The following is a 25,278-nucleotide window of genomic DNA, read 5'->3' as shown; positions in this document are numbered from 1 at the left end:
ATTCGTTGAGTCACAAAATCTTAAATTGAAGAGTTTGATCATGGCTCAGATTGAACGCTGGCGGCAGGCCTAACACATGCAAGTCGAGCGGAAACGACACTAACAATCCTTCGGGTGCGTTAATGGGCGTCGAGCGGCGGACGGGTGAGTAATGCCTAGGAAATTGCCTTGATGTGGGGGATAACCATTGGAAACGATGGCTAATACCGCATAATGCCTACGGGCCAAAGAGGGGGACCTTCGGGCCTCTCGCGTCAAGATATGCCTAGGTGGGATTAGCTAGTTGGTGAGGTAATGGCTCACCAAGGCGACGATCCCTAGCTGGTCTGAGAGGATGATCAGCCACACTGGAACTGAGACACGGTCCAGACTCCTACGGGAGGCAGCAGTGGGGAATATTGCACAATGGGCGAAAGCCTGATGCAGCCATGCCGCGTGTATGAAGAAGGCCTTCGGGTTGTAAAGTACTTTCAGTTGTGAGGAAGGGTGTGTAGTTAATAGCTGCATATCTTGACGTTAGCAACAGAAGAAGCACCGGCTAACTCCGTGCCAGCAGCCGCGGTAATACGGAGGGTGCGAGCGTTAATCGGAATTACTGGGCGTAAAGCGCATGCAGGTGGTTCATTAAGTCAGATGTGAAAGCCCGGGGCTCAACCTCGGAACTGCATTTGAAACTGGTGAACTAGAGTGCTGTAGAGGGGGGTAGAATTTCAGGTGTAGCGGTGAAATGCGTAGAGATCTGAAGGAATACCAGTGGCGAAGGCGGCCCCCTGGACAGACACTGACACTCAGATGCGAAAGCGTGGGGAGCAAACAGGATTAGATACCCTGGTAGTCCACGCCGTAAACGATGTCTACTTGGAGGTTGTGGCCTTGAGCCGTGGCTTTCGGAGCTAACGCGTTAAGTAGACCGCCTGGGGAGTACGGTCGCAAGATTAAAACTCAAATGAATTGACGGGGGCCCGCACAAGCGGTGGAGCATGTGGTTTAATTCGATGCAACGCGAAGAACCTTACCTACTCTTGACATCCAGAGAAGCCAGCGGAGACGCAGGTGTGCCTTCGGGAGCTCTGAGACAGGTGCTGCATGGCTGTCGTCAGCTCGTGTTGTGAAATGTTGGGTTAAGTCCCGCAACGAGCGCAACCCTTATCCTTGTTTGCCAGCGAGTAATGTCGGGAACTCCAGGGAGACTGCCGGTGATAAACCGGAGGAAGGTGGGGACGACGTCAAGTCATCATGGCCCTTACGAGTAGGGCTACACACGTGCTACAATGGCGCATACAGAGGGCAGCAAGCTAGCGATAGTGAGCGAATCCCAAAAAGTGCGTCGTAGTCCGGATTGGAGTCTGCAACTCGACTCCATGAAGTCGGAATCGCTAGTAATCGTGAATCAGAATGTCACGGTGAATACGTTCCCGGGCCTTGTACACACCGCCCGTCACACCATGGGAGTGGGCTGCAAAAGAAGTGGGTAGTTTAACCTTTCGGGGAGGACGCTCACCACTTTGTGGTTCATGACTGGGGTGAAGTCGTAACAAGGTAGCCCTAGGGGAACCTGGGGCTGGATCACCTCCTTATACGAAGATACCACGATGAGTGTCCACACAGATTGATTAGGTTTAGAAAAGTAAAGAGACGAAGAACTCCCAAGTTCTTCAATATCCAGTGTCCCGTTCGTCTAGAGGCCTAGGACACCGCCCTTTCACGGCGGTAACAGGGGTTCGACTCCCCTACGGGATACCATTGGGTCGTTAGCTCAGTTGGTAGAGCAGTTGACTTTTAATCAATTGGTCGCAGGTTCGAATCCTGCACGACCCACCATTCTTTCTCCGCGAAGGAATTAAAACTATCGTGGGCGATTAGCTCAGTTGGGAGAGCACCTGCCTTACAAGCAGGGGGTCACTGGTTCGAGCCCGGTATCGCCCACCATTCTCTAAATATTCTTGGTTATTAAAATGTCCAAACCACTTCTTTTGTCGCTGGTTGGTATGTTTGACCCTGAGAGTCTTTAGAAAATGTGAATTTTAGAACACTGGTTCTTAAAGTCTCATGCTCTTTAACAATTTGGAAAGCTGACTGATTTGATTACTTACGAGTAATTCAATCAAATTTAAAAGTTCTCAATGTTTATCTTTCATTAGATAAACACAACAAACACATTCAAGTGTCTTGTATTCGAATCAATGTTTACATTGATTCACAATTGAGTCCGGCAAACAGTCATTGAGAATTAACCCTTCTTGATGACAACCAAAAACCTTGGTTAGTTGCCATACACTAAGACCCTTTCGGGTTGTATGGTTAAGTGACTAAGCGTACACGGTGGATGCCTTGGCAGTCAGAGGCGATGAAAGGCGTAATAACTTGCGATAAGCCCAGATTAGGTAGTAATAACCTTTTGAGTCTGGGATTCCTGAATGGGGAAACCCACTTGCATAAGCAAGTATCCTGTTGTGAATACATAGCAACAGGAGGCAAACCGGGGGAACTGAAACATCTAAGTACCCCGAGGAAGAGAAATCAACCGAGATTCCGAAAGTAGCGGCGAGCGAAATTGGATTAGCCCTTAAGCTTTTAATGAGACAGACGAAGGCTCTGGAAAGTGCCGCAGTAAAGGGTGATAGCCCCGTAGTCGACATCTCATAATCAGTGAAAACGAGTAGGGCGGGACACGTGATATCCTGTCTGAATATGGGGGGACCATCCTCCAAGGCTAAATACTACTGACTGACCGATAGTGAACCAGTACCGTGAGGGAAAGGCGAAAAGAACCCCTGTGAGGGGAGTGAAATAGAACCTGAAACCGTGTACGTACAAGCAGTAGGAGCACCTTCGTGGTGTGACTGCGTACCTTTTGTATAATGGGTCAGCGACTTAATTTTAGTAGCAAGGTTAACCGTTTAGGGGAGCCGTAGGGAAACCGAGTCTTAACTGGGCGTACAGTTGCTAGGATTAGACCCGAAACCAGGTGATCTAGCCATGGGCAGGTTGAAGGTTGAGTAACATCAACTGGAGGACCGAACCGACTAATGTTGAAAAATTAGCGGATGACTTGTGGCTAGGGGTGAAAGGCCAATCAAACCTGGAGATAGCTGGTTCTCCCCGAAAGCTATTTAGGTAGCGCCTCGGACGAATACTACTGGGGGTAGAGCACTGTTAAGGCTAGGGGGTCATCCCGACTTACCAACCCTTTGCAAACTCCGAATACCAGTAAGTACTATCCGGGAGACACACGGCGGGTGCTAACGTCCGTCGTGGAGAGGGAAACAACCCAGACCGCCAGCTAAGGTCCCAAAGTATAGCTAAGTGGGAAACGATGTGGGAAGGCTCAGACAGCCAGGATGTTGGCTTAGAAGCAGCCATCATTTAAAGAAAGCGTAATAGCTCACTGGTCGAGTCGGCCTGCGCGGAAGATGTAACGGGGCTAAGCTATACACCGAAGCTGCGGCTACGTACCTTAGGGTATGTGGGGTAGGGGAGCGTTCTGTAAGCCGTTGAAGGTGGTCTGTAAGGGCTGCTGGAGGTATCAGAAGTGCGAATGCTGACATGAGTAACGATAAAGGGAGTGAAAAACTCCCTCGCCGGAAGACCAAGGGTTCCTGTCCAACGTTAATCGGGGCAGGGTAAGTCGACTCCTAAGGCGAGGCCGAAAGGCGTAGTCGATGGGAAACGGGTTAATATTCCCGTACTTCTTACAATTGCGATGGGGGGACGGAGAAGGCTAGGTGGGCCTGGCGACGGTTGTCCAGGTTCAAGTATGTAGGCGGAAAGTTTAGGTAAATCCGGACTTTCTTAACGCTGAGATACGATGTCGAGCTACTACGGTAGTGAAGTCATTGATGCCATGCTTCCAGGAAAAGCCTCTAAGCTTCAGATTGTAAGGAATCGTACCCCAAACCGACACAGGTGGTCGGGTAGAGAATACCAAGGCGCTTGAGAGAACTCGGGTGAAGGAACTAGGCAAAATGGTACCGTAACTTCGGGAGAAGGTACGCTCTTATCAGTGAAGTCCCTTGCGGATGGAGCAGACGAGAGTCGCAGATACCAGGTGGCTGCAACTGTTTATTAAAAACACAGCACTGTGCAAAATCGTAAGATGACGTATACGGTGTGACGCCTGCCCGGTGCCGGAAGGTTAATTGATGGGGTTAGACTTCGGTCGAAGCTCTTGATCGAAGCCCCGGTAAACGGCGGCCGTAACTATAACGGTCCTAAGGTAGCGAAATTCCTTGTCGGGTAAGTTCCGACCTGCACGAATGGCGTAATGATGGCCACGCTGTCTCCACCCGAGACTCAGTGAAATTGAAATCGCTGTGAAGATGCAGTGTACCCGCGGCTAGACGGAAAGACCCCGTGAACCTTTACTACAGCTTGGCACTGAACATTGAACCTACATGTGTAGGATAGGTGGGAGACTATGAAATTGCGTCGCTAGATGTGATGGAGTCGTCCTTGAAATACCACCCTTGTAGTTTTGATGTTCTAACGTTGGTCCCTGAATCGGGATTACGGACAGTGCCTGGTGGGTAGTTTGACTGGGGCGGTCTCCTCCCAAAGAGTAACGGAGGAGCACGAAGGTGGGCTAAACACGGTTGGACATCGTGTGGTTAGTGCAATGGCATAAGCCCGCTTGACTGCGAGAATGACAATTCGAGCAGGTGCGAAAGCAGGTCATAGTGATCCGGTGGTTCTGAATGGAAGGGCCATCGCTCAACGGATAAAAGGTACTCCGGGGATAACAGGCTGATACCGCCCAAGAGTTCATATCGACGGCGGTGTTTGGCACCTCGATGTCGGCTCATCACATCCTGGGGCTGAAGTCGGTCCCAAGGGTATGGCTGTTCGCCATTTAAAGTGGTACGCGAGCTGGGTTTAGAACGTCGTGAGACAGTTCGGTCCCTATCTGCCGTGGGCGTTGGAAAATTGAAAGGGGCTGCTCCTAGTACGAGAGGACCGGAGTGGACGAACCTCTGGTGTTCGGGTTGTCATGCCAATGGCATTGCCCGGTAGCTAAGTTCGGAATCGATAACCGCTGAAAGCATCTAAGCGGGAAGCGAGCCTTGAGATGAGTTTTCCCTGGCACTATAAGTGTCCTAAAGGGTTGTCGTAGACTACGACGTTGATAGGCAGGGTGTGTAAGTGCTGCGAGGCATTGAGCTAACCTGTACTAATTGCCCGTGAGGCTTAACCATACAACACCCAAGGGGTTTTGTGGACTCAAAGACAGACCTTGAATGCGTTTGAAGAGAAATAACTTTTAGATAAGCTTTCCGAATTTTAAAATTTGCTTGGCGACCATAGCATTGTGGACCCACCTGATTCCATGCCGAACTCAGAAGTGAAACACAATAGCGCCGATGGTAGTGTGGGGTTTCCCCATGTGAGAGTAGGACATCGCCAGGCTTTAAATTAAATCTTTAGGTTGACCGACCTGGAGATATGGACGCTCACTTAGTGAGTTGACCACTGCGGAGTGGTAGTTCAGTTGGTTAGAATACCGGCCTGTCACGCCGGGGGTCGCGGGTTCGAGTCCCGTCCACTCCGCCACTTATTAGAAAAGCCCTGCTAGAAATAGCAGGGCTTTTTTACATCTCAAGAAAAGTGTTTTGCCCTTCGTCCGAAGAGTCCCACAAAGGGTTTGCCTGAAGCCCACAATCCCGTCCATTCCGCTACTTATTAGAAAGCCTAGTCTGACGACTAGGCTTTCGTCGTTTCTGACGTATGTGTTTTGGAGTTTGGCCGCAGATCCTTATCACTACCTATGAGGTATCTCTCTAGATAGTGGGAGGCTCGTGCTGTTTTACATTTAAACCTGATGAATTGAGATGATTACTTCTAACTCTTTTTGCTACTGCCTTTAAAGAAAATTGAGCATCAAATTAGACTAATCTGAGTACAAGTGAGGACTATCATGCTAGTTCCTCGCTGTAAGGAGTGGCGATTAGGATACAGAAAGTAATTGTCGATTGAGTTGGTATCTTACTTGGTTGTTATTTGTATCTGATAGCCTTAATTATTAGGCTGATTAGAAAGGTAGATACTTTGAGATTTAGGCGTTGGCATTAGTCTTGAGTAAATAGCGAAATTACAACAAACAAACTTATCTCGCAGATACAAAAACGCCTAGCGTTTGCTAGGCGTTGATAAATAATGTTTCTAATACATCGACTACAATATTTGTTTAAGGACTCTATCGGCTTTGACACGAGTGATCTTACGAATCAACTTCTGAACCTCCATCGGATAGCTCTCAATCTTGTCCAATTGCTTATAAGTGCAGATTAGCTGTGTGTGTTGAACAATATTATCAACCTCAGCTTGGAATTTATCCGTTAGATGATGATAGTTATCTTGGATGAATATGCCATTTTCTAAGTCCAACTTCCATGCGCGTGGGTTTAGGTTATTACCTGTGAGTAGCATGTAGCGTTTATCAACCCAAATGCCCTTCAAATGGAAGCTGTTGGAATCGTGTTGCCAAAGTCGGATAGACAGGTTACGACTTGCTATATTCGCTTCATTTGCCTTCGCAAATCGACGCAGGTTCAATTCGTATAAGTAAGGCAAGCCACCAATCGTTTTAAACTCTTCCTCTGGTGAGATAAAGAAGTCATTGGCTGTCTTATCGCCGACAACAATCGTGACCTTTACGCCACGCTTAAGTGCTCTCTTCACTTCTTTCGCTAGGCTAGGCGGAAAATTGAAATATGGCGTACAAATGAAAATTTCATCTTTAGCTTGAGCAACCAGTTGGTTAATTCCCTGATTTAGGCGGTTACGTCTCTTACCTATACCAACTAAAGGAGTTACGGCCACTTGTTCTGCGGAGACATCTTGAGAGTCGAACTTGTATTGAGAGCGTGCTAACGATGCTCTGAATTGACGGATTGCTGGCTTTAACTCTTGAGTTAGCGGTTTGTTCTTATCAGCCAGATCATAAACAGCGATGTCTGAGATCATTTGTTCTTGGACATAGGAGAACATTGAGTCAGCAAGTGTTGTGTTGTTTAAAACATGGTAGCGATCGAAACGGTAACGATCATGATAACTTAAATAGATATTGTTAAGGCTTGCACCGCTGTATATCACGCTGTCATCGACGATAAAGCCTTTTAAGTGCAATACGCCAAAGACTTCTTTGCCGCGAACTGGAATGCCATAAACAGGTACAGAGTGCTGATATTTTTCCGCAAATTCTTTATACATGGCTGCATTGCCTTCAGAAGACTCCGCGCCAATCAATCCACGTTGAGCTCTGTGCCAATCGACACACACACTCACATCTAATTCTGGATTCTTTTGCTTTGCTTCATATAAGGCAGTTAGGATCTCACGGCCAGCCTCATCATCTTCAAGATACAAAGCGACTAAACTAATACGAGTTGTTGCGCGAGATATCTCATCAAGTAAGCGAGCTCTAAACTCTTGCGCTGATAGTAGTACTTCAAACTTGTCAGGATTCTGCGCTATGGTTGGCAACTGTATGAATGGATTCCTACTGGCAATCATATTGACTGTTTTACCTTAAAAATATGCAAAATTGCGAACCTTTAATTTTACCAAAGGGATAGCATCAAATACTAGATAATCGAGGCATTCTCTAACAATTTTGCTGATAATGCATAGGAATGAGATCTTTTCCGCTATTCGAATAGCGCTCGTACAAAACTCTTAGGCCATTAGGAAGATCTGTCGGGTCTACTTGCATGAACTTGTGTCGAGAGTAAAAGTTGGTGAGATGAGCATAAGCAAAGCAATAATCGCTTGCTGTTAGCGTATGTTTCACACAATAGTCCATAAGCAGAGAGCCTAATTGCTTACCACGATGTTGTTTTGATATCGCCATACCAGTAAGTAAGCGATTATCTTCAATGGTGCGAAAACGCACGACACCACAAAGCTCGTTATCTAGTAATAACGAATAGATCAGTTCACTCTTGTTCGCTTTTCCCGTTGGATAATGTTCCTTATAGAAACGTTTAACTAGGGGAACCTTTATTGGGTCTAATTGAGTAATGATGACATTGTTCATTCAGTCACTGCGCCATTGGTTTATCTGCTGTAGAATGATGGCAGTGTAAGTTAATTGAATATCGCCATGCAATTCCATCTCAATGCTAGTTTAAAAAATGTTCATACTTTTTCTATCGATCAGACCTGTGATGCGTTGGTTGAAGTAACTACGATCGACGAACTGATTTCGGTTTATAGGAATCCTAAATGGTCAACTTCACCTAAGTTAATTCTGGGTAAGGGCAGCAATATGCTTTTTACCAAGCATTTCGCTGGTTTGATCATTGTGAATAAATTAGCTGGGATTGAGCTGACCGAGACGGACCGTCATCACCTTCTGCATGTGAGTGGTGGTGAGGATTGGCCAAGCTTGGTTGAGTGGAGTGTTGATAAAGGTCTGGGTGGTCTAGAAAACCTCGCAATGATCCCTGGTTGTTCAGGTTCTGCTCCGATTCAGAATATTGGTGCGTATGGTGTTGAACTGCAAGACGTATGCGAATATGTTGATATTCTGTATCTGGATACTTATACAGTTAAGCGGTTAAGCAAAGAGGAATGTCTCTTTGGCTACCGAGATTCTATTTTTAAACACGCTCTCTATGGCAAAGCGATTGTTGTTGCGATTGGTTTGACCCTACCTAAAGAGTGGAATCCATGTAATCACTATGGTCCGTTAAAAAGCCTACCGGCTGAGGCTCTCTCTCCTCGTACTATATTTGATGAAGTATGCGCTATCCGTTCAAGTAAGTTGCCAGATCCTAGAGTCCAAGGCAATGCGGGTAGCTTCTTCAAAAATCCTGTGATCACCAAAGATCATTTTGATCGCTTGTTAGCTCTATATCCCAACATTGTCGGCTATGAGAGTAATAGCATGATCAAAGTAGCTGCAGGCTGGCTGATTGATCAATGCCAGTTCAAAGGCGTGACAGAAGGCGGTGCTCAAGTTCACCCAAATCAAGCATTAGTTATCATCAATTATGATGAAGCGTCTGCTACGGACATCCTCAGACTTGCGGCACGAGTACGTCAAGCTGTCCTAGACAAGTTCGACATATCATTGGAACACGAAGTTCGCTTCATGGGTCAAGACAGTGAGACAAACTTAGACAAGGCCTTGGAGGCGATGGTATGAGAGAACACAGCACCAAGCTTACATTGCTAAAATGTCTTGCTGATGGTGAGTTTCATTCTGGTGAAGACTTAGGTGAAATGATCGGTGTATCACGAGCGGCTATCAGTAAGCACATTAAAGGTATCCAAGAGTGGGGGTTAGATATCTATCGAGTACAAGGCAAAGGTTATAAGCTAGCCAGTCGTTTAGATATGCTTGACCAAGAAAAATTGTCTGCTGTGAGTCGTGATGCTTCTCTTGAACTCATTCCAATCATAGGTTCAACAAACCAACACCTGTTAGAGCGTACTAATACCCTCGAATCGGGGTCGGTCTGTATTGCTGAATATCAAGCTGCAGGTCGTGGACGTCGTGGAAGAGAGTGGGTATCGCCATTTGGTGCAAATCTTTACCTTTCAATGTATTGGAGGCTTGATGCAGGCATGGCTGCCGCTATGGGGTTAAGCCTTGTCGTTGGCGTTGCTGTTGTTGAAGCCTTGGAAGAGATGGGTGTTGAAGGTGTTAAACTGAAATGGCCGAATGATCTTTACCATAATGACAAGAAACTCGCGGGTATTTTAGTCGAGTTGTCAGGACAGTCTGGTGGCGCTGCTCATATTGTTATTGGTTTGGGACTAAACCTGTCCATGGACCCGACAACATCAGGTATTGGTCAGCCGTGGACGTCTCTCAAAGAGGCCTGTGATGGAAAAGTGCCCGACCGTAACCAGTTAGCACAGGCTCTGATCAATGCTTGGGACAAGTCACTTACCGACTATGAGCTGAAAGGAATGTCTAATTTTGTCGAACGGTGGAACCGCTTAGATAATTTCTTAGGTCGCAACGTAAGGTTGATTATTGGACCTAGAGAAATTGAAGGTGTTGTACAGGGTATCGATGAACAAGGTGCCGTGCTGCTTAAAACTGAGAACGGTGTTGAGAGCTATATCGGTGGAGAGATATCCCTAAGAAAAGGGGACTAAGAGGTTATTATTTTCTTAGTAACACTTCCTCAACCATATGATCTGTGCCTTTGCGTAAAATCAGGTGAGCCCTTTCTCTGGTCGGAAGGATATTCTGCTCTAGGTTTAAACCATTGATTGATTGCCAAATACCTTCTGCTTTTTCCTTAGCGGCAAGATCTGATAATTTAGTGTAGTGCCCGAAATATGAACCAGGTTTAGCGAAGGCACCTTCACGAAACTTCATAAAACGATTTACATACCATTGTTGAATTTGAGCGCTTTCAGCATCGACATACAATGAGAAGTCGAGGAAGTCTGAAATGAAGACTCTATGAGGCTCATGTGGGTAATTCATACCGCTTTGTAAAACGTTGAGCCCTTCAATAATGAGCACATCGGGTAAGTCGACCTCTTTTACTTCCTTGGTAATGTTGTAGGTGAGATGAGAGTACACAGGTGCAGTCACATTACGCTTACATGCCTTTACGTCTGAAACAAAATTGACTAGCGCTTTGATATCATAGGACTCAGGGAACCCTTTCTTACTCATTAATCCTTTTTCTTCCAATATTTCATTTGGATATAAGAAGCCATCTGTCGTAACCAGTTCAACTTTAGGGTGGTTTTCCCAACGAGATAGCAAAGCTTTCAATAGACGAGCTGTTGTACTTTTCCCTACTGCTACACTGCCAGCAATACCAATGATGAATGGTGGCGCAGTTTCTTTCTTATCCAGAAATTGATGGAGCACTGAGTTTCTATTTTGTCGAGCGGCCACATAGAGGTTCAATAGGCGCGATAGCGGTAGATAAATCTCTACTGCTTCTTCCATTGTCAGCTTTTCATTGATGCCTTGAAGCTCTTTCAAATCGCTCTCAGAAAGTGTCATTGGAACTAAATTCCTTAGTTCAGACCACTGCGCGCGGTCAAATGACATAAATGGGCTCATACAAAACTCTATAGTGGATAACAAAACAAGTGCATGGAAAATACATCAAGAGATAGATAAATTAAATATCTTCCTTTACTAGATGCGGATTAAAGGCAGAAACCTTGAGCTAAATAACCGTATATATGAATTTGATAAGAGAATTTTTCACTTTTTTGCAATTTACTATTGCAAGGTGGAAAATCATTCAATAAAATGCGCCCCACTTGTGCCGACTTAGCTCAGTAGGTAGAGCAACTGACTTGTAATCAGTAGGTCACCAGTTCGACTCCGGTAGTCGGCACCACTTTCTCCCCTCTATTTATAGAGAGCGAGAGAAAGATCAAAATTTGGAGGGGTTCCCGAGTGGCCAAAGGGAGCAGACTGTAAATCTGCCGGCACTGCCTTCGATGGTTCGAATCCGTCTCCCTCCACCATATTCTAAAGGTTAAATAGCTCAAAAGAGTTACGTGTTGCGTGCATCGTATAATGGCTATTACCTCAGCCTTCCAAGCTGATGATGCGGGTTCGATTCCCGCTGCACGCTCCAACTCATTTTTGTGTGCTGATATAGCTCAGTCGGTAGAGCGCACCCTTGGTAAGGGTGAGGTCCCCAGTTCGACTCTGGGTATTAGCACCAGTCTAAAGCTTCTTCTCCTTTTAATAAAAAAACCATTTTTTTTGGTTGCGTGGTCTTATTTTAAGCCACCTAATCCGTACCTAGAGGGACACCCCATGTCTAAAGAAAAATTTGAACGTACGAAACCGCACGTAAACGTTGGTACTATCGGCCACGTTGACCACGGTAAAACAACTCTAACTGCTGCTATCTGTACTACACTTGCAAAAGTGTACGGCGGTGTTGCTAAAGATTTCGCATCTATCGATAACGCTCCAGAAGAGCGCGAGCGCGGTATCACAATCGCAACTTCTCACGTTGAGTACGATACTCCTGAACGTCACTACGCACACGTAGACTGTCCTGGACACGCCGATTATGTTAAAAACATGATCACTGGTGCTGCTCAAATGGACGGCGGTATCCTAGTTGTTGCTGCTACAGATGGCCCTATGCCACAAACACGTGAGCACATCCTACTTGGTCGTCAAGTTGGTATCCCTTACATCATCGTATTCATGAACAAATGTGACATGGTTGATGACGAAGAGCTACTTGAGCTAGTAGAAATGGAAGTACGTGAACTTCTTTCTGAGTACGAGTACCCAGGAGACGACCTTCCAGTAATTCAAGGTTCTGCACTTGGCGCTCTAAACGGCGAAAAGCAGTGGGAAGACAAGATTGTTGAGCTTGCAGAAGCACTAGATTCTTACATTCCACTTCCAGAGCGTGCTGTTGATCTACCGTTCCTACTTCCTATTGAAGATGTATTCTCAATCCAAGGTCGTGGTACAGTAGTTACTGGTCGTATCGAGCGCGGTATCCTACGTGTAGGTGACGAAGTAGAAATCGTTGGTATCAAAGAAACTACTCTTACTACTTGTACTGGTGTTGAAATGTTCCGTAAACTGCTTGACGAAGGTCGTGCAGGTGAGAACGTTGGTGCACTTCTACGTGGTACTAAGCGTGATGACGTTGAACGTGGCCAAGTACTTTCTGCTAAAGGTTCAATCAACCCACACACTAAGTTTGAGTCTGAAGTATACGTACTTTCTAAAGACGAAGGCGGCCGTCACACTCCTTTCTTCAAGGGTTACCGTCCACAGTTCTACTTCCGTACAACTGACGTAACAGGCGATATCACTCTACCAGAAGGCGTAGAAATGGTAATGCCAGGTGACAACGTTCAAATGACTGTTGAGCTAATCGCTCCAATCGCAATGGACGAAGGTCTACGTTTCGCAATCCGCGAAGGTGGCCGTACAGTTGGTGCTGGTGTTGTAGCTAAAATCTTTGCATAAGATTTGACGAACCACTAGTAAAAAGGGCATCATTTGATGCCCTTTTTCTTCGCTGAAAAAAGAGTTGGATGTTTTGGCATCAATTTTAGCTCTTAGCAAAGAATTAAACGGTCTTTTTGACTAAAATGACTGTTAGATGTGTTGTTTTGCAACGCAAAGGAATGTGCCCTGCAACAGCGGGGTTATTGTCGTCTATATTTAAGACTTATCACAGGTTGGTTTTATGAAAGCAAACGCTGAAACTCCTGATAGCTCAGGTGCAGCAGATACAATGAAGTGGGTAGTCGCTTTTGTACTGTTGGCTGCTGCTGTTGTGGGTAATTACCTGTATGGTGAATTGTCTGTTGTAATTCGCGCTGCAGGTGTAGTTGTGCTGATTGCTGCCGCACTAGGCGTTGCAGCAACAACAGTTAAAGGTAAAGCTGCGATCGATTTTGCAAAAGAATCTCGTATGGAGATTCGTAAAGTTGTTTGGCCTACTCGCCAAGAAACTATGCAAACTACATTGATCGTTTTAGCTGTATGTATTGTTATGTCTCTAGTGCTTTGGGGAATTGACGGCATTATGGTCCGTTTAGTTTCTCTAGCGACTGGGGTGTAGAGGGTTCTGATTCATGAGTGAAGCTCCAAAAAAACGTTGGTATGTAGTTCAAGCCTTTTCTGGCTATGAAGGTCGTGTATCTCAATCGCTACGCGAACATATTAAAATGCACGACATGGAAGAGTTCTTTGGTGACGTTTTAGTACCTACTGAAGAAGTAGTGGAAATGCGTGCAGGTCAACGCCGTAAAAGCGAACGTAAGTTCTTCCCTGGCTACGTATTAGTGCAAATGATCATGAATGATGAATCATGGCACTTAGTGCGCAGTATCCCTCGTGTTATGGGCTTCATTGGTGGTACCTCTGATCGTCCTGCACCAATCACTGACAAAGAAGCTGATGCTATCTTGAACCGTCTAGAGAAAGCGAGCGAGTCTCCACGTCCTAAGACAATGTTCGAAGCGGGTGAAGTGGTTCGTGTGAACGATGGTCCGTTTGCTGATTTCAACGGTACAGTTGAAGAAGTAGATTACGAGAAAAGCCGCATTAAGGTATCTGTATCGATCTTTGGTCGTGCAACACCGGTTGAGCTTGAATTTGGTCAAGTTGAAAAGCTAGACTAAAACTCTAACTTTTGAACAAGCTGTGGATAAATGCTTCATAAGTTGTTCAAAATAAAAGAGTATAAAAAACCACCTTTTTAGGGTTGTTAAAGGCGCGAATTATGATTATAATTTCGCGCCTTTTTGCTTCTATCGAAGTAAGAAAGAGTTAATTGAAATTAAGGGGAGCTTGCCTTAGGGCTAGCGCATGTACCCAAAAATTAGGAAATATCATGGCTAAGAAAGTTGAAGCTTATATCAAACTGCAAGTTGCAGCTGGTATGGCAAACCCAAGTCCACCTGTTGGTCCTGCTCTAGGTCAACACGGCGTGAACATCATGGAATTCTGTAAAGCGTTCAACGCAAAAACAGAATCTGTTGAGAAAGGTCTACCTACTCCAGTAGTTATTACTGTTTACAACGACCGTTCTTTCACGTTCGTAACTAAGACTCCACCTGCTGCTGTTCTTCTTAAGAAAGCTGCTGGCGTTAAGTCTGGTTCAGGTCGTCCAAACACTGAGAAAGTTGGTACTGTAACTGACGCTCAAGTTCAGGAAATCGCAGAAACTAAAGCTGCTGATATGACTGGTGCTGACATCGAAGCAATGAAGCGTTCTATTGCTGGTACTGCTCGTTCAATGGGCCTAGTGGTAGAGGGATAAGATCATGGCAAAACTTACTAAGCGTATGCGCGTAATCCGCGACAAAGTTGAAGTAACTAAAGAATACGAAATCAACGAAGCTGTTGCTCTTCTTAAAGAACTAGCGACTGCTAAATTCGTTGAGTCTGTAGATGTTGCTGTTAACCTAGGCATCGATGCTCGTAAATCTGACCAAAACGTACGTGGCGCAACTGTGCTACCTCACGGTACTGGCCGTGAAATCCGCGTTGCTGTGTTCACTCAAGGTGCAAACGCAGAAGCAGCTAAAGCAGCTGGCGCAGATATCGTTGGTATGGAAGATCTTGCTGAGCAAGTGAAAAAAGGCGTAATGGACTTTGACGTTGTTGTTGCTTCTCCTGATGCAATGCGCGTTGTTGGTCAACTAGGTACAATCCTAGGTCCACGCGGTCTAATGCCAAACCCTAAAGTTGGTACTGTAACTCCTAACGTTGCTGAAGCGGTTAAGAACGCTAAAGCTGGTCAGGTTCGTTACCGTAACGACAAGAACGGTATCATCCACACTACTATCGGCAAAGCGTCTTTCGAAGCTAACCAGCTTCAAGAGAACTTAGAAGCACTTCTAGTGGCTCTTAAGAAAGCTAAGCCTTCTTCAGCGAAAGGTACTTTCCTGAAGAAAGTAAGCATCTCTACTACGATGGGTGCTGGTGTTACTGTTGATCAAGCTAGTCTTGACACTCAAGCAAACTAATTTGCTTTGGCGCAGATTTAGTGTATACTTCTGCGCCTAATATTTGTGGTTGGGTGGTTTTTGAAGCAATTCATAACTGTCTATCCCAAGACCGTAGGCGCTGAACCTTTTAAGGTGAAGCTTAATAAAACCTACGTAGGCGATGTTGTCGTTTGAAATGAATTTATTCATTTTTGAATAACATCGTAAACGCTCAATGTATTTTATATTGAGTGCTGTAATCACAACCAGAGGTTAATCCAAATGGCTTTAAATCTTCAAGACAAAAAAGCAATTGTTGCTGAAGTCAACGAAGCAGCCAGTGGTGCACTTTCTGCAGTTGTAGCTGACTCTCGTGGCGTTACTGTTGGCGCGATGACTTCTCTACGTAAACAAGCTCGCGAAGCGGGTGTTTACATGAGAGTTGTTCGTAACACACTAGCACGCCGTGCAGTAGAAGGTACTGAGTATGAGTGTCTACAAGACACATTTACTGGTCCTAGCCTACTTGCGTTCTCTAACGAGCACCCTGGTGCTGCAGCGCGTCTTTTCAAAGACTTCGCTAAAGAGAACAAAACATTCGAGATCAAAGCTGCTGCATTTGAAGGCGCAGTTACTGATGCTGATGTACTAGCGACACTACCAACTTACGACGAAGCTATCGCACGCCTAATGATGTGCATGAAAGAAGCTTCTGCTGGCAAGCTGGTTCGTACTATCGCTGCTGTTCGCGACCAAAAAGAAGAAGCTGCGGCATAAGCCTTGCTTTTCACTGGTTGCTATTTAAACTTATTGTTGACTTAAAAGAGAATTGTTATGTCTATTACTAACGAGCAAATCCTAGACGCAGTTGCAGAAATGTCTGTAATGCAAGTTGTTGAGCTTATCGAAGCTATGGAAGAAAAATTCGGTGTTACTGCTGCTGCTGCAGTTGTAGCTGGTGGTGCTTCTGCTGAAGCTGCTGCTGAGCAAACTGAATTCGACGTTATCCTTACTGCTGCTGGCGCTAACAAAGTACAAGTTATCAAAGCTGTACGTGGCGCAACTGGCCTAGGTCTTAAAGAAGCTAAAGGTCTTGTAGACTCAGCTCCTGCAGCGCTTAAAGAAGGCGTTGACAAAGCTGAAGCTGAAGCTCTTAAAGCACAGCTAGAAGAAGTTGGCGCTTCTGTTGAAATCAAGTAATTATTACTTAATTTCCTAGCCGCAAGGCTATTGGCTGGTGGTTTATTAACCACCGGCCTTTTTGCGCTGTAGGGCTATGACGAATTTCCCGCTGTTTAACCGTCATAATCCGAGCAAAAAAACAGTCATTTTTTCGAAATGATTGTTCAACTACAGTAAACAGCTGTTTGTCACCGCCCCCTCTGAAGAGTGTTTTGGGTGGTTTGGGTCACTTATCAGCGAGCTGAGGAACCCCATGGTTTACTCTTATACCGAGAAAAAGCGCATCCGTAAGGATTTTGGTACTCGTCCACAAGTTTTGGACATTCCATACCTGTTATCGATCCAGCTTGATTCTTTCGATAAATTCATCGAACAGGATCCAGAAGGTCAATACGGTCTTGAAGCTGCTTTCCGTTCTGTATTTCCAATTCAGAGCTACAACGGCAATTCTGAGCTGCAATACGTTAGCTACCGTCTTGGTGAGCCAGTTTTTGACGTTAAAGAATGTCAAATCCGCGGTGTAACTTACTCAAAGCCACTACGCGTAAAACTACGTCTAGTTATCTTTGATCGAGACGCACCAGCAGGCACTGTAAAAGACATTAAAGAGCAAGAAGTCTACATGGGCGAAATTCCGCTTATGACAGACAATGGTACTTTCGTAATTAATGGTACCGAGAGGGTTATCGTATCCCAGCTGCACCGAAGCCCAGGCGTGTTCTTCGACAGTGATAAGGGTAAGACCCACTCATCAGGTAAAGTTCTTTATAACGCACGTGTAATTCCTTACCGTGGCTCATGGTTAGACTTTGAGTTCGATCCTAAGGATAACTTATTCGTACGTATCGACCGTCGTCGTAAGCTACCTGCATCGATTATTCTTCGTGCACTTGGTAAATCGACTGAAGAGATCCTAGATCTGTTCTTCGACAAGGTGAACTTCGAAGTTAAAGACCAAACTCTACTTATGGAGTTGGTTCCTGATCGTCTACGTGGTGAAACTGCGTCATTCGACATCGAATCAAACGGTAAAACTTACGTTGAGACTGGTCGTCGTGTTACTGCTCGCCATATCCGTCAACTTGAAAAAGATGGCGTTGAGCACATCGAAGTACCAGTAGAGTACATCGTTGAAAAGATTGCTGCGAAAGATTACATCAACGAAGCAACTGGCGAGATCATCGTTGGCGCAAACCAAGAGATTAGCCTAGAAGCACTTGCTAACCTGTCTCAAGCAGGTCACAAGACTCTAGAAGTGCTGTTCACGAATGACCTAGACCATGGTCCATTCATGTCAGACACTCTACGTGCGGATAGCACAGTAGATCGCATCTCTGCATTGGTAGAAATCTACCGCATGATGCGCCCTGGCGAGCCACCAACGAAAGAAGCTGCAGAATCATTGTTCGAAAGCCTATTCTTCTCTGAAGATCGTTACGACCTATCAACTGTAGGCCGTATGAAATTCAACAGCTCTATCGAGCGTGAAGAAGAAGAAGAGCGCGGTACTCTGGATGAATCAGACATCATCGAAGTGATGAAGAAACTGATCGGCATCCGTAACGGTATTGGTGAAGTGGACGATATCGACCACCTTGGCAACCGTCGTATCCGTTCTGTAGGTGAAATGGCAGAAAACCAATTCCGTGTTGGTCTAGTTCGTGTAGAACGTGCCGTTAAAGAGCGCCTAAGCCTTGGTGACCTTGATGCAATCATGCCTCAAGATCTTATCAACGCTAAGCCGATCTCTGCTGCAGTTAAAGAATTCTTTGGCTCTTCACAGCTTTCACAGTTTATGGACCAAAACAACCCATTGTCAGAAGTTACGCACAAACGTCGTATCTCTGCTTTAGGTCCTGGTGGTCTTACTCGTGAGCGCGCAGGCTTCGAAGTACGTGACGTTCACGTAACTCACTACGGTCGTCTATGTCCGATCGAAACGCCTGAAGGTCCAAACATCGGTCTAATTAACTCGCTATCTGCGTTTGCACGTTGTAACGATTACGGTTTCCTAGAAACTCCGTACCGTCGTGTAGTAGATGGTGTAGTAACAGAAGAAGTTGATTACCTGTCTGCAATCCAGGAAGGTCAATTCGTAATCGCGCAAGCAAACACTATTCTTACAGAAGAAGGTACGTTTGCAGATGAGCTAATCACAGCTCGTCAAAAAGGTGAATCTGGTCTTCACCCACGCGAGCACGTTGACTACATGGACGTTGCGACAAACCAAGTAGTATCTATCGCTGCTTCGCTTATCCCGTTCCTAGAACACGATGATGCGAACCGTGCATTGATGGGTGCCAACATGCAACGTCAAGCGGTACCAACACTTAGAGCTGATAAGCCTCTAGTAGGTACTGGTATTGAACGTAACATCGCAGTTGACTCTGGTGTTACAGCGGTTGCTAAACGTGGTGGTCAAGTTCAGTCTGTAGACGCTTCTCGTATCGTAGTTAAGGTTAACGAAGATGAATTGGTACCTGGCGAAGCTGGTATCGATATCTACAACCTAACTAAGTACACGCGTTCGAACCAAAACACATGTATTAACCAACGTCCAACTGTACTTCCTGGTGAACCAGTTGCACGCGGTGATGTTCTTGCTGATGGTCCTTCAACTGACCTTGGTGAACTTGCTCTTGGCCAAAACATGCGTATCGCATTCATGCCTTGGAACGGCTACAACTTCGAAGACTCGATCTTAGTATCTGAGCGCGTAGTTCAAGAAGACCGTTTCACGACAATCCACATTCAAGAACTATCTTGTGTGGCTCGTGATACTAAGCTGGGTTCTGAAGAGATCACAGCTGATATTCCAAACGTAGGTGAGTCTGCTCTGTCTAAACTAGACGAGTCAGGTATCGTTTACATTGGTGCTGAAGTTAAGGGTGGCGACATCCTAGTTGGTAAAGTAACCCCTAAAGGTGAAACTCAACTGACTCCTGAAGAGAAGCTATTACGTGCTATCTTCGGTGAGAAAGCATCTGATGTTAAAGATACTTCTCTACGTGTACCAAACTCTGTTTCGGGTACTATCATCGATGTACAAGTCTTCACTCGCGATGGCGTAGAGAAAGACAAACGTGCACTTGAAATCGAACAGATGCAGCTTAAAGAAGCTAAGAAAGATCTAACTGAAGAGTTCCAAATTCTTGAGGGTGGTCTTCTTAACCGTGTTAAAGCTGTACTTCTGTCTGGTGGTTACTCTGAAGCTAAGCTTGATACTATCGGTCGTAAGCAATGGCTAGAGCAAGTTCTAGAAGACGATGCGCTACAAACACAGCTTGAGCAACTTGCTGAGCAGTGGGATGAGCTAAAAGCAGACTTCGATAAGAAGTTTGAAACTAAGCGTCGTAAAATCACTCAAGGTGATGATCTAGCGCCTGGCGTTCTTAAGATTGTTAAAGTTTACCTAGCGGTTAAACGTCGTATCCAGCCTGGTGATAAGATGGCCGGTCGTCACGGTAACAAAGGTGTAATCTCTAAGATTAACCCTGTTGAAGACATGCCATACGATGAGAAAGGTCAGCCTGTAGACATCGTACTTAACCCGCTGGGTGTACCATCGCGTATGAACATCGGTCAGATCCTAGAAGTTCACTTAGGTTTGGCTGCGAAAGGTATCGGTGACAAGATCAACCAAATGGTTAAGGAACAACAAGAACTGCATAAGTTCCGTGAGTTCCTACAGAAGGTTTATGATCTTGGTGATACTCGTCAGAAAGTTGATATTGCTGAACTGTCTGATGATCAAGTTCGTACACTGATTAAGAACCTACGTGGCGGTCTACCGATTGCTACTCCTGTGTTCGACGGTGCTTCTGAGTCTCTAATCAAAGAACTACTTAAACTGGGTGATCTGCCAGAATCTGGTCAGCTTAAACTGTTTGATGGTCGTACTGGTGATTCGTTTGAGCGTCCTGTAACTGTTGGTTACATGTACATGCTGAAACTGAACCACTTGGTTGATGACAAGATGCATGCTCGTTCAACTGGTTCTTACAGCCTAGTAACTCAGCAACCACTTGGTGGTAAAGCTCAGTTCGGTGGTCAGCGTTTCGGTGAGATGGAAGTATGGGCACTAGAAGCATACGGTGCTGCATATACTCTACAAGAAATGCTAACAGTTAAGTCGGATGACGTTAACGGCCGTACTAAGATGTATAAGAACATCGTAGATGGCAACCATAGCATGGAACCTGGCATGCCAGAGTCGTTCAACGTACTGTTGAAAGAGATTCGCTCGCTAGGTATCAACATCGAGCTAGAAGACGAAGAGTAATCCTTCTTTTTTATAAAGAAGATTGGATTACTTGGTAAAGGGGGCTCACTTTAGTCGGTGAGCTCCTTTAACTCCTTACAGGAGCTGAACGTGAAAGACTTATTAAACTTTCTAAAAGCACAGCATAAGACCGAAGAATTTGATGCAATCAAAATCGGTCTATCTTCACCAGACACGATCCGTTCGTGGTCTTTTGGTGAAGTTAAAAAGCCAGAAACAATTAACTATCGTACGTTCAAACCTGAACGTGATGGTCTGTTCTGTGCACGTATTTTTGGTCCAGTTAAAGACTACGAATGTCTTTGTGGCAAATACAAGCGCCTGAAGCACCGTGGTGTTATCTGTGAGAAGTGTGGCGTTGAAGTTACACAAACTAAAGTTCGTCGTGACCGTATGGGCCACATCGAGCTTGCTTCACCAGTTGCTCACATCTGGTTCCTAAAATCACTACCGTCTCGTATCGGTCTACTAATGGATATCCCTCTGCGTGATATCGAACGTGTTCTTTACTTCGAAATGTACGTAGTAACTGAACCGGGTATGACTGATCTAGAAAAATCTCAGATGCTTACTGAAGAAGAGTACCTGGATCGTCTAGAAGAGTGGGGTGACGAATTCACTGCTAAGATGGGTGCTGAAGCGATCAAAGATCTGCTTTCAACAATGGACCTTCATCAAGAAGTGGAAGAAATGCGCGAAGAGTTGGAAACAACTAACTCTGAAACTAAGCGTAAGAAAGTTACTAAGCGTTTGAAGCTAGTTGAAGCGTTCATCTCGTCAGGCAACAAGCCTGAGTGGATGATCCTAACTGTACTTCCAGTGCTACCGCCAGATCTTCGCCCTCTAGTACCTCTAGATGGCGGTCGTTTTGCGACTTCAGATCTGAACGACCTTTACCGTCGTGTGATTAACCGTAACAACCGTTTGAAGCGTCTTCTAGAGCTAGCGGCTCCAGACATCATCGTACGTAACGAAAAGCGTATGTTGCAAGAGTCTGTTGATGCCCTTCTAGATAACGGTCGTCGCGGTCGTGCGATCACGGGTTCTAACAAGCGTCCTCTGAAATCTCTTGCTGATATGATCAAGGGTAAACAAGGTCGTTTCCGTCAGAACCTTCTAGGTAAACGTGTAGACTACTCTGGCCGTTCTGTAATCACAGTAGGTCCATACCTTCGTCTACATCAGTGTGGTCTTCCTAAGAAGATGGCACTTGAGCTATTTAAGCCGTTCATCTACAGCAAGCTAGAGACTCGTGGCATGGCTACGACAATCAAAGCTGCTAAGAAAATGGTAGAGCGCGAAGAAGCGATCGTTTGGGATATCCTAGACGAAGTTATCCGTGAACACCCAGTACTGCTTAACCGTGCACCTACACTTCACCGTCTAGGTATCCAAGCGTTTGAACCAGTACTAATCGAAGGTAAAGCGATTCAGCTTCACCCACTAGTGTGTGCGGCATACAACGCCGACTTCGATGGTGACCAAATGGCTGTACACGTGCCTCTAACTCTAGAAGCACAGCTTGAAGCTCGTACCCTAATGATGTCGACGAATAACATTCTGTCGCCAGCATCAGGTGATCCGATCATCGTACCTTCTCAGGACGTTGTATTGGGTCTTTACTACATGACACGTGACAAGATCAACGTGAAAGGTGAAGGTATGTACCTTGCTGGCCCTGCTGAGGCTGAAAAGGCATACCGTACTAAGACTGCTGAGCTACACGCTCGCGTTAAAGTACGTATCACTGAAACAGTAGTAGACGAAGACGGCAATAGCACAACGAATACTGGCCTAGTAGATACGACTGTAGGTCGTGCAATGTTATGGCAGATCGTTCCTAAAGGCCTTCCGTACAGCATCGTTAACCAAAAGTTAGGTAAGAAGCAGATTTCTACTCTTCTTAACGAGTGTTACCGTAAGCTTGGTCTAAAAGATACAGTAGTATTTGCTGACCAAATTATGTACGCAGGTTTCGCATACGCGGCTCTTTCTGGTGTTTCTGTAGGTATCAACGATATGGTTGTTCCTCAAGCGAAATACGACGAGATTGAATCTGCTGAAGAAGAAGTTCGCGAAATCCAAGAGCAATTCCAATCTGGTCTTGTTACTGCGGGTGAGCGTTACAACAAAGTTATCGATATCTGGGCATCTACGAATGACCGCGTTGCGAAAGCAATGATGGATAACCTATCTTCTGAAACAGTTATTAACCGTGACGGCGAAGAAGAACAGCAAGAATCGTTCAACAGCATCTACATGATGGCCGACTCGGGCGCACGTGGTTCTGCAGCTCAGATTCGTCAGCTAGCAGGTATGCGTGGTCTGATGGCGCGTCCAGATGGTTCAATCATCGAAACGCCGATCACTGCGAACTTTAAAGAAGGTCTAAACGTCCTTCAGTACTTTATCTCAACGCACGGTGCTCGTAAGGGTCTTGCGGATACAGCACTGAAAACAGCAAACTCGGGTTACCTAACTCGTCGTCTAGTAGACGTTGCTCAAGACGTTGTAGTACACGAACATGACTGTGGCACGCATGAAGGTATCGACATGATGCCTCACATCGAAGGTGGTGACGTTAAAGTTGCACTTTCTGAGCTTGCTCTTGGTCGTGTTGTTGCTGAAGATGTTCTTAAGCCTGGTACTGAAGATGTACTGATTCCACGTAATACTCTGATTGATGAGAAGTGGTGTCAAATCATGGAAGACAACTCAGTAGATAGCATGAAAGTGCGCTCTGTTGTTACCTGTGATGCAGACTTCGGTTGTTGTGCACAGTGTTACGGTCGTGACCTAGCACGTGGTCACCTAGTGAACCAAGGTGAAGCAGTTGGTGTTATCGCTGCACAATCTATCGGTGAACCGGGTACACAGCTAACGATGCGTACGTTCCACATCGGTGGTGCGGCATCTACTGCAGCAGCAGAGAACAGCATCCAAGCTAAGACAACTGGTACTGTGAAGCTTCACAATGCTAAGTTCGTAATTAACAAAGATAAGAAACTGGTTATCACTTCTCGTGCATCTGAGATGACGATTATTGATGAATTCGGCCGTACGAAAGAGAAGCACAAACTTCCTTACGGTTCGATGCTAACCAAAGGCGACAACGCAGCAGTTACTGCTGGTGAAGTTGTAGCTAACTGGGAAGCGCATACCATGCCAATCATCACTGAAGTGGCAGGTCGTATCCAATTCGTAGATATGATCGATGGTATTACAGTTTCTCGTAACACTGACGATCTAACGGGTCTTTCTTCAAGTGAAGTTACAGACGCAGCAGCTCGCCCAGCAGCAGGTAAAGATATGCGTCCAGCTATCAAACTTGTTGATGAGCAAGGTAACGACGTAATGATCCCTGGTACTGATATGCCAGCTCACTACTTCCTACCTGGCAAAGCGATTGTAAACATCGAAGATGGCGCTGAAGTTGGCATTGGTGACACACTATCTCGTATCCCTCAAAAATCGAGCGGAAACAAAGATATCACCGGTGGTCTACCACGCGTAGCTGACCTATTCGAAGCTCGTAAGCCTAAAGAGCCTGCGATCCTTGCTGAGCACACAGGTACTGTGTCTTTCGGTAAAGAAACGAAAGGTAAGCGTCGTCTAGTAATCACTCGTGAAGGCGGTGACGCTTACGAAGAGATGATTCCTAAGCATCGTCAATTGAACGTGTTCGAAGGTGAGAAGATTGAACGTGGTGATGTAATCGCCGACGGTCCTGAAACTCCACACGATATCCTGCGTCTACGTGGTATCCACGCAGTAACTCAGTACATCGCGAACGAAGTTCAAGAAGTTTACCGCTTACAAGGCGTAAAGATTAACGATAAGCACATTGAGACTATCGTTCGTCAAATGCTACGTAAGTGTACAATCACTCATTCTGGTGACTCTCCGTTCCTACCTGGCGAACAAGTTGAGTACCACAATGTTAAGATTGCTAACCGTAAGCTAGAAGCTGAAGGTAAAGAACTAGTACGTTTCGAACGTGATCTACTAGGTATTACTAAAGCATCTCTTGCAACTGAGTCATTCATCTCAGCTGCATCGTTCCAAGAAACGACTCGCGTACTAACAGAAGCTGCGGTTTCTGGTAAGCGTGATGACCTTCGCGGCCTGAAAGAGAACGTAATTGTTGGTCGTCTGATCCCAGCTGGTACTGGTTTCGCATACCACCAAGAGCGTCAAAAGCAACGTGAAGAAGAGCAAGAAGGTCCTTCAGCTGAACAAGCTACTGACAATCTAGCAGCACTTCTAAACGCTGGTTTCTCTTCAGAAGAGTAAGCTCTACGAGTAGTCTCTAAGAGATAAGAAAAGGCACCTTCGGGTGCCTTTTTTGTATCTGGCGTATAAGTGTTTAACGAGAGGCTTATCGATTCGAAGTTGATAGGTAT

General features: G+C 45.6%; 14 protein-coding genes, 8 tRNA genes and 3 rRNA genes. 22 read left to right on the top strand and 3 right to left on the bottom strand.

The genetic code is table 11. From position 1 onward, the window contains the following. The first annotated feature begins 22 nt into the window (after positions 1-22). The 7 genes from DUN60_RS13525 (at position 23) to DUN60_RS13495 (ending at position 5,547) form a co-directional block, all read left to right on the top strand. A 16S ribosomal RNA gene (locus DUN60_RS13525) occupies positions 23-1,577 on the top strand. 90 nt (positions 1,578-1,667) lie between these two features. Further along, positions 1,668-1,743, top strand: a tRNA-Glu gene (locus tag DUN60_RS13520). Between the two features lie 2 nt (positions 1,744-1,745). Further along, positions 1,746-1,821, top strand: a tRNA-Lys gene (locus DUN60_RS13515). Positions 1,822-1,853: 32 nt separating this feature from the next. Then, positions 1,854-1,929, top strand: a tRNA-Val gene (locus DUN60_RS13510). Positions 1,930-2,299: 370 nt separating this feature from the next. Beyond that, positions 2,300-5,192, top strand: a 23S ribosomal RNA gene (locus DUN60_RS13505). A 95-nt stretch (positions 5,193-5,287) separates the two neighbouring features. Continuing rightward, a 5S ribosomal RNA gene (rrf, locus tag DUN60_RS13500) occupies positions 5,288-5,403 on the top strand. The 16S, 23S and 5S rRNA genes sit together here with 4 tRNA genes alongside, the layout of an rRNA operon. A 67-nt stretch (positions 5,404-5,470) precedes the next feature. Beyond that, positions 5,471-5,547 (top strand) — tRNA-Asp (locus DUN60_RS13495). Between the two features lie 621 nt (positions 5,548-6,168). Here DUN60_RS13495 and pssA read toward each other — a convergent pair. Further along, positions 6,169-7,509, bottom strand: coding sequence for a CDP-diacylglycerol--serine O-phosphatidyltransferase (gene pssA / locus DUN60_RS13490; RefSeq protein WP_114634099.1), 1,341 nt, complete (start codon positions 7,507-7,509; stop codon positions 6,169-6,171). Between the two features lie 91 nt (positions 7,510-7,600). Next, positions 7,601-8,032, bottom strand: a complete 432-nt coding sequence (locus tag DUN60_RS13485; protein ID WP_114634098.1) for a GNAT family N-acetyltransferase — start codon at positions 8,030-8,032, stop codon at positions 7,601-7,603. Between the two features lie 66 nt (positions 8,033-8,098). Here DUN60_RS13485 and murB point away from each other — a divergent pair, with 66 nt between their 5' ends. After that, positions 8,099-9,145: a UDP-N-acetylmuramate dehydrogenase gene (gene murB / locus DUN60_RS13480; protein WP_114634097.1), complete on the top strand. Its 1,047-nt coding sequence runs from the start codon at positions 8,099-8,101 to the stop codon at positions 9,143-9,145. Further along, entirely contained in the window at positions 9,142-10,107 is a 966-nt protein-coding gene (gene birA, locus DUN60_RS13475; protein ID WP_114634096.1) for a bifunctional biotin--[acetyl-CoA-carboxylase] ligase/biotin operon repressor BirA, read from the top strand. The genes murB and birA overlap by 4 nt, the downstream gene beginning before the upstream one ends. Positions 10,108-10,114: 7 nt before the next feature. On the opposite strand, the gene coaA is transcribed toward birA, so the two are convergent. After that, entirely contained in the window at positions 10,115-11,038 is a 924-nt protein-coding gene (coaA, locus tag DUN60_RS13470) for a type I pantothenate kinase (RefSeq protein WP_065605265.1), read from the bottom strand. Between the two features lie 210 nt (positions 11,039-11,248). On the opposite strand from coaA, the gene DUN60_RS13465 reads away from it, so the two are divergent. The 13 genes from DUN60_RS13465 (at position 11,249) to rpoC (ending at position 25,168) form a co-directional block, all read left to right on the top strand. Beyond that, positions 11,249-11,324: transfer RNA gene (locus tag DUN60_RS13465), tRNA-Thr, on the top strand. A gap of 45 nt (positions 11,325-11,369) precedes the next feature. Continuing rightward, positions 11,370-11,454 (top strand) — tRNA-Tyr (locus DUN60_RS13460). A gap of 38 nt (positions 11,455-11,492) precedes the next feature. Continuing rightward, a tRNA-Gly gene (locus tag DUN60_RS13455) sits at positions 11,493-11,567 on the top strand. Positions 11,568-11,581: 14 nt separating this feature from the next. Beyond that, positions 11,582-11,657, top strand: a tRNA-Thr gene (locus DUN60_RS13450). A gap of 95 nt (positions 11,658-11,752) precedes the next feature. Next, on the top strand, positions 11,753-12,937 hold the full coding sequence (tuf, locus tag DUN60_RS13445) for an elongation factor Tu (protein ID WP_012604914.1): 1,185 nt from the start codon (positions 11,753-11,755) through the stop codon (positions 12,935-12,937). A 223-nt stretch (positions 12,938-13,160) separates the two neighbouring features. Then, positions 13,161-13,538: a preprotein translocase subunit SecE gene (secE, locus tag DUN60_RS13440; protein ID WP_017073785.1), complete on the top strand. Its 378-nt coding sequence runs from the start codon at positions 13,161-13,163 to the stop codon at positions 13,536-13,538. A gap of 13 nt (positions 13,539-13,551) precedes the next feature. Continuing rightward, positions 13,552-14,100: a transcription termination/antitermination protein NusG gene (gene nusG, locus DUN60_RS13435; protein ID WP_012605006.1), complete on the top strand. Its 549-nt coding sequence runs from the start codon at positions 13,552-13,554 to the stop codon at positions 14,098-14,100. 212 nt (positions 14,101-14,312) lie between these two features. Beyond that, entirely contained in the window at positions 14,313-14,741 is a 429-nt protein-coding gene (rplK, locus tag DUN60_RS13430; RefSeq protein ID WP_010435555.1) for a 50S ribosomal protein L11, read from the top strand. Positions 14,742-14,745: 4 nt separating this feature from the next. After that, positions 14,746-15,450 carry a 50S ribosomal protein L1 gene (rplA, locus tag DUN60_RS13425; protein WP_017077557.1) on the top strand — a complete coding sequence of 235 codons (705 nt, stop codon included), beginning with the start codon at positions 14,746-14,748 and terminating at the stop codon, positions 15,448-15,450. A gap of 243 nt (positions 15,451-15,693) precedes the next feature. Then, positions 15,694-16,188: a 50S ribosomal protein L10 gene (gene rplJ, locus DUN60_RS13420; protein ID WP_017077558.1), complete on the top strand. Its 495-nt coding sequence runs from the start codon at positions 15,694-15,696 to the stop codon at positions 16,186-16,188. A gap of 57 nt (positions 16,189-16,245) precedes the next feature. After that, positions 16,246-16,611 carry a 50S ribosomal protein L7/L12 gene (rplL, locus tag DUN60_RS13415; RefSeq protein ID WP_054548256.1) on the top strand — a complete coding sequence of 122 codons (366 nt, stop codon included), beginning with the start codon at positions 16,246-16,248 and terminating at the stop codon, positions 16,609-16,611. 235 nt (positions 16,612-16,846) lie between these two features. Next, on the top strand, positions 16,847-20,875 hold the full coding sequence (rpoB, locus tag DUN60_RS13410) for a DNA-directed RNA polymerase subunit beta (RefSeq protein ID WP_029222057.1): 4,029 nt from the start codon (positions 16,847-16,849) through the stop codon (positions 20,873-20,875). Positions 20,876-20,965: 90 nt separating this feature from the next. Further along, a complete protein-coding gene (rpoC, locus tag DUN60_RS13405; protein ID WP_029222058.1) occupies positions 20,966-25,168 on the top strand; it encodes a DNA-directed RNA polymerase subunit beta' in 4,203 nt (1,400 codons plus the stop codon). Positions 25,169-25,278 lie beyond the last annotated feature (110 nt).

It is taken from the genome of Vibrio splendidus, from assembly GCF_003345295.1.
Lineage (GTDB): Bacteria > Pseudomonadota > Gammaproteobacteria > Enterobacterales > Vibrionaceae > Vibrio > Vibrio splendidus_K.
The sequence above is the reverse complement of the archived record's forward strand: the minus strand, read 5'-3'. Positions and strand labels throughout refer to the sequence as shown.

What these genes read in the sequence shown, in the direction of transcription:
- pssA (WP_114634099.1), bottom strand. Translation starts at nt 7,509, where the DNA reads ATGATTGCCAGTAGGAATCCATTCATACAGTTGCCAACCATAGCGCAG.
- DUN60_RS13485 (WP_114634098.1), bottom strand. Translation starts at nt 8,032, where the DNA reads ATGAACAATGTCATCATTACTCAATTAGACCCAATAAAGGTTCCCCTA.
- murB (WP_114634097.1), top strand. Translation starts at nt 8,099, where the DNA reads ATGCAATTCCATCTCAATGCTAGTTTAAAAAATGTTCATACTTTTTCT.
- birA (WP_114634096.1), top strand. Translation starts at nt 9,142, where the DNA reads ATGAGAGAACACAGCACCAAGCTTACATTGCTAAAATGTCTTGCTGAT.
- coaA (WP_065605265.1), bottom strand. Translation starts at nt 11,038, where the DNA reads ATGAGCCCATTTATGTCATTTGACCGCGCGCAGTGGTCTGAACTAAGG.
- tuf (WP_012604914.1), top strand. Translation starts at nt 11,753, where the DNA reads ATGTCTAAAGAAAAATTTGAACGTACGAAACCGCACGTAAACGTTGGT.
- secE (WP_017073785.1), top strand. Translation starts at nt 13,161, where the DNA reads ATGAAAGCAAACGCTGAAACTCCTGATAGCTCAGGTGCAGCAGATACA.
- nusG (WP_012605006.1), top strand. Translation starts at nt 13,552, where the DNA reads ATGAGTGAAGCTCCAAAAAAACGTTGGTATGTAGTTCAAGCCTTTTCT.
- rplK (WP_010435555.1), top strand. Translation starts at nt 14,313, where the DNA reads ATGGCTAAGAAAGTTGAAGCTTATATCAAACTGCAAGTTGCAGCTGGT.
- rplA (WP_017077557.1), top strand. Translation starts at nt 14,746, where the DNA reads ATGGCAAAACTTACTAAGCGTATGCGCGTAATCCGCGACAAAGTTGAA.
- rplJ (WP_017077558.1), top strand. Translation starts at nt 15,694, where the DNA reads ATGGCTTTAAATCTTCAAGACAAAAAAGCAATTGTTGCTGAAGTCAAC.
- rplL (WP_054548256.1), top strand. Translation starts at nt 16,246, where the DNA reads ATGTCTATTACTAACGAGCAAATCCTAGACGCAGTTGCAGAAATGTCT.
- rpoB (WP_029222057.1), top strand. Translation starts at nt 16,847, where the DNA reads ATGGTTTACTCTTATACCGAGAAAAAGCGCATCCGTAAGGATTTTGGT.